Raw genomic sequence first — 5,198 nt, forward strand, 5'->3', positions numbered from 1 at the left:
AGCGTGCTGACGAGTACCGAGTTTACCTTCAACCACTAAAACGCAATTCGCCGCCGACGATCGTGTGTCGGACCCGGCCGATCAGTTCCATGCCGGCAAACGGCGTGCTGATGCAAGTCGATCGAAACTGACTCGGATCAACTTTCCATCCTGCGTTGGGATCGATGATGGTGACGTCGGCCGGGCGGCCGATGCCGAGCGTGCCCGCGTCCAGGCTGGCGATCTGTGCCGGACGCGTCGACATGCGGTCGATCAATTCGATCCAATCCAAGGTGCCGGTTCGTACCAGCGCCGTCGCGGCCGTGGCCAAGGCGGTCTCCAGCGAAGAGATTCCGAACGGCGATTGATCCAGATCGTTCATCATCTTTTCGCGACTGCGCGGCATGTGGCCGGACTGAATCGCGTCGATCGTTTTGTCTTTGACTGCCTGGCAGAGCGTCGCCACGTGGCGAGGGCTGCGCAGCGGCGGGTGAACCTTAAACCGGGACTCGTAAGACCGCATCGCCGCGTCGCTCAACATCAAATTGTGCGGACACACCGAAGCGGTCACGACAACGCCGCGCGACTTGACGCGCCGCAACATGTCGACGGCCCCCATCGTGCTGACCGGGCCGACATGCAGCCGACCGTCGGTGGCTTCGGCCAGACGGACATCGCGCGCGACCGCCAAATCTTCTGCTTCGGTCGGTAACCCTTTCAATCCCAGCACCAGGGAAACCTGTCCGTCATGCATCACGCCGCCGAGCGCCAATTCGGGGACTTCGGGCGAATCAAAAATCGGACGGCCGAGCATGCGGCAGTATTCGAGCGCCCGTTTCAATAGCGCGTCGCTCGGCGCGGCGCGGGGGGCATCGCTGAACGCGACCGCACCGGCTTCGGACAACAGGCCTAGTTCGGCCATTTGTTTGCCGGAACGCCCCTTGCTCAGGCAACCGACGACGTAAACCCGCGCGCCTCTTGCCTCCGTCGCTTTTTGGCGAACAAATTCGACTGCGCCGTGCGAATCGATCACCGGGTCGGTGCTCGATGCGGCCAAGATCGACGTGTAGCCGCCGGCCAATGCGGCGTGTGATCCGCTGAGGACCGTTTCGTCTTCTTCGAAACCCGGCTCTCTGAGTTCGACTCCCAGATCCACCAAACCCGGCGTGACCAGGCATCCGCCGGCGTCGATGACCTCGCAGTCCTGGGGGATGTCGCCGTCACTCGGATCAACCGTCGCGAACACGCCGTCGACCATCAGGATTCGACCGCCACGATTCAAGTTCTGGCTGGGGTCGATCAACGTACCGTTTTCGATCAGCAGGGGCTTCTTCATCGGTTGAACGATCTCTTCAATTCCTAAGCGGAGGCTTTGTTGGCGTTGCGGTATCGATCATCGGCCGCGGACAACAAGTACAGGGCCGACATGCGGACGGCGATTCCATTGGTGACCTGTTCCAGGATCACCGAGTGCGGACCATCGGCGACTTCCGGAGTGATTTCGACGCCGCGGTTGATCGGCCCCGGCGCCATGATCAGGATGTTCTCTTTGGCCTGACGCATACGCGCGGCGTTCATCGCATACAACGCTGCGTACTCGCGGACACTCGGAAACGGCCGCGCGTGCTGGCGTTCAAATTGAATTCGCAGCAGGTTCAAGACGTCACAGCGCGGCAGAATCTCGTCCAAGTGGTGGGCCACTTCGAAACCCAATTCCTGCCAGCGGGGGCTGACCAAGGTCGGCGGCCCGCAAATGATCACGTGGGCCCCCATCCGTTTCAGTCCCCAGATGTTGCTGCGCGCGGTGCGGCTGTGGGCGATGTCCCCGACCAAGGCAACGGTCAATCCCTCCAGGCTTCCGCGATGTTGGCGAATCGTCAACAGATCCAGCAGACCCTGGGTCGGGTGTTCGTGCGGACCGTCGCCGGCGTTCAACACACAACAGTCCAATTCTCGGGCCAGCAGGTTTGGGGTTCCGGGCGTCCCATGGCGGGTGACTACCCAGTCCACGCCCATCGCTTCGATCGTCTTGGCGGTGTCGGCGAACGTCTCGCCCTTGGCGGTGCTGGAACCACTGGAGCCGAATTCGACCGTGTCGGCGCCGAGTCGCTTGGCCGCCAACGAAAAACTGTTCCGCGTCCGCGTGCTGTTTTCGAAAAACAGGTTCGCACACGTTTTGCCGCTCAGCAGCGACAATTTACGGCGACAACCTTCGGTCGCTTCTTTCAACCGACTCGCGACGTCCAGCAAGATGGTGATTTCTTCAGCGGAAAGGGATTCCAAATCCAATAAGTGCCGGCGATCCCAACGCTCCGCAAACGATGTCAAATCAGGCACGCTCATCAAGCACCTTTCTCCGTGACCAGCCGAATTCTTGTTCCCAGGGGCTACGGAGCGTTAGCCTAATGAATTGATGGCAAATCCGCGAGCGGGCGGAAAACAAGCTGAATCGGTCCTTCGTCGAACCGCCGCTCCCTGTGAATGCGGCTGAATCATGCTCGGCGACCTCCTTCGGGGGCAAGCAACTCGAATTTTTTTGGCAGCCCGGCCGAGCGTATCCGCACGATCGGGAGGCGGGACCAACACAGGGCGAGGGGGCGGCTCTGATGCGAAGACATTTTTTTCTTTTTCCAGGCTTTCCCGTGGAGCGGCTGTCGTGCGGCAAGCCTGGGGACGACGGCGGTTGATTTGCGGTCCCCTTTGTTGAACAGGTCGTGCCGTTTTTAAGTCGTGGATCACAAGGGGTTTTCGTCACTCTCCCCCTGGGCATTGGTATCGACACATCTTTTGTATGTCAGATCTGTCCTGAGTGGATGGTTTCGGCCAACGGCCGTTTACATCCCTAGCCTTGGGCATCGCCCAAGGTCCTCAAACGAGAACCAGAGGGATTGGCCAACGGCCATACACAAATGCCTCGCACAAACGCGAAGGTTGTGCATGGCCGTTGGCCACATTGAACCTCATTGCGATGCGGTTCCTGGGGCGGCGCAACCCTCGCAAACGCTCGGTTTGCTTGCCCCAGGCTATGGATATGCATGCCCTTTGGGCAAGAAGCGGCTTGTTTAGATACCAATGCCCTGACAGGGAGGGGCGAGCGCACCGAGGAGAGGGTTTTTGTTGCTACTCGGGACGCAACCCTGGCCGGCGAAGTGAACACCGCGATTGACCGTTCAACCTCCCCTCGCTTCGCTCGATCCTCCTGTCAGGAGGGTGACCTTAAAAACCGCACGGCCTCTGAACAGGGAGGGAGCGCGCTTGACCAACGGCACATCATTTGCCGCGTTTGGGGACATCTTTGTGACGCCCACCTTGAGAGGAGTCGTCCATGACGCGCGCGATCGTCTTGCATTCTCTGCTGCTGACACTGGCAATGCCGCTGACGCTGTTGCTGTGCACGGAAACGCGCGCCGCCGATCCGGCACCGCTGCGGTGGGATCGATCGGAGTCTTCGGTCGCGCTCGTTCGTGGCCAACAGGTCCTTTGGCGATTCCATCACGGCTCCACGTTGGATGTTCCGTATTTTCACCCGTTGAGCACCGAAGGCGGGCGCGTGTTGACCTGGGATCGTCCGGCCGATCACGCCTGGCATCACGGTTTGTGGTTCTGTTGGAAATACATCAACGGGGTCAACTACTGGGAACATGACCGGCAGACGGGCAGGCCGGCCGGGCGTACCGAGACGACTGACGTCAGGGTGGAAACACGCGATGATCATTCGGCGCGCGTCTCGCTTACGTTGGCCTACCATCCCGACGGCGACGAAGACGTCGTGCTTCGCGAACGACGACGGATCATCATTTCCGCGCCGAATGCCCACGACGAATACAGCTTGGATTGGGTTTCCGAATTCACCGCCGGCAACAATCGCGTGGAATTGGATCGCACGCCACCGAAGGAACAATCGTGGGGCGGTTATGCGGGGCTGTCGGTGCGATTCGCGAAAGAAATGGTTGATCGTCAAGCGATCAGCGAACGAGGCCCCGTCGAATTCGGACCTGGCAACCGGCATCGCAGCCGAGCGACGTCGATCGATTACAGCGGCACCATTGACGGCGAACCGGTCGGATTGGCGTTTCTGGATCATCACGAGAATCCCCGACATCCCACGCCGTGGTACATCATCCGCAGCCCCGTGACGAGCTACGTGAACGCGGCTCTGCTGAACGATGAGCCGATGACGCTCGAACCGGGCCGGAGTATGACGCTGCGTTACCGAGTGATCGTGCATCCGCTCCGCTGGGATGCGGCGCGTCTGAAAACGGAACAAACACGCTTTCAGCAATCTTCCCTTTCATTTTGAGAGTCAGACTCCCATGGGCACGACATCGATCCGCCGTCGCGGCTTCCTCAAAGCATCTGCCGCGTCGATCGCCGCCATCGGCGTTCCAACCATCGTTCCGTCCTATGTGTTGGGCAAGGACGCACCCAGCAACACGTTGCGGATCGGCTGTATCGGTACCGGACGGATGGGGCATGGGGACATGAATGCCTGTTTGCGCAGCGGTTTGGAACCGCAGACCAACGCCCACATCGTGGCCGTCTGCGATCTCGATCATCGGCGGGTGGAGCACGCAAAACAGCAGTGCGAAGCGATTTACGCAGACAAGCTGACCGATCGTCCCGGACCGACGATCGAAATGTTTGAGGATTATCGTGAGTTGCTTTTGCGAGACGACATCGACGGAGTGACGATCTCGACGCCGGACCATTGGCATGCACTCAATGCGATCGCCGCGGTCGAGTCCGGCAAGGCCGTGTATCTGCAAAAGCCGTTGACCTACACGATTGCGGAAGGGCAAAAATTGGTCGCGGCCGTGCGAAAAAACAATGTCGTCTTGCAGACCGGATCGCAGCAACGTTCCGATCGCAGATTTCGTCTGGCCTGTGAATTGGTTCGCAGCGGACGTATCGGCAAGCTGCACACGATTCGCGTCCAACTGCCGACCGATACCGGCACGGGAAAGGACGTCGCGATGCCCGTTCCCGAGCAGCTCAACTACGACATGTGGCTCGGCCCGACGCCTCGGATGCCCTACACCGAACATCGCGTTCATCCGCAAGCGGACTTCAGTCGACCGGGCTGGCTGCAGATCGAATCCTATTGCCGCGGAATGATCACCGGCTGGGGCGCGCACATGTTTGACACCGCCCAGTGGGGACACGGCTCGGATGATTCCGGACCGGTCGAGATGGAGGCCAGTGGTGAATTCCCAAGCCGC

4 protein-coding genes are annotated in these 5,198 nt (G+C 60.2%); 2 read left to right on the forward strand and 2 right to left on the reverse strand.

What is annotated here, in order from left to right; all coding sequences use genetic code 11:
- Positions 1-28 precede the first annotated feature (28 nt).
- A complete protein-coding gene (locus ABX749_RS20875; RefSeq protein WP_145216945.1) occupies positions 29-1,315 on the reverse strand; it encodes a dihydroorotase in 1,287 nt (428 codons plus the stop codon).
- A gap of 23 nt (positions 1,316-1,338) precedes the next feature.
- The gene (locus ABX749_RS20880) at positions 1,339-2,322 is read right to left on the reverse strand and encodes an aspartate carbamoyltransferase catalytic subunit (RefSeq protein ID WP_372897678.1); all 984 of its coding nucleotides are present in this window, start codon (positions 2,320-2,322) and stop codon (positions 1,339-1,341) included.
- Between the two features lie 982 nt (positions 2,323-3,304).
- Here ABX749_RS20880 and ABX749_RS20885 point away from each other — a divergent pair.
- Together ABX749_RS20885 and ABX749_RS20890 are read left to right on the forward strand one after the other, a co-directional pair.
- Positions 3,305-4,279 carry a PmoA family protein gene (locus ABX749_RS20885; protein ID WP_372897679.1) on the forward strand — a complete coding sequence of 325 codons (975 nt, stop codon included), beginning with the start codon at positions 3,305-3,307 and terminating at the stop codon, positions 4,277-4,279.
- A 13-nt stretch (positions 4,280-4,292) separates the two neighbouring features.
- A partial coding sequence (locus tag ABX749_RS20890) for a Gfo/Idh/MocA family protein (protein ID WP_372897680.1) occupies positions 4,293-5,198 on the forward strand: 906 nt, incomplete at its 3' end.

The sequence above is a fragment of the Stieleria sp. genome (assembly GCF_041595215.1).
Lineage (GTDB): Bacteria > Planctomycetota > Planctomycetia > Pirellulales > Pirellulaceae > Stieleria > Stieleria magnilauensis.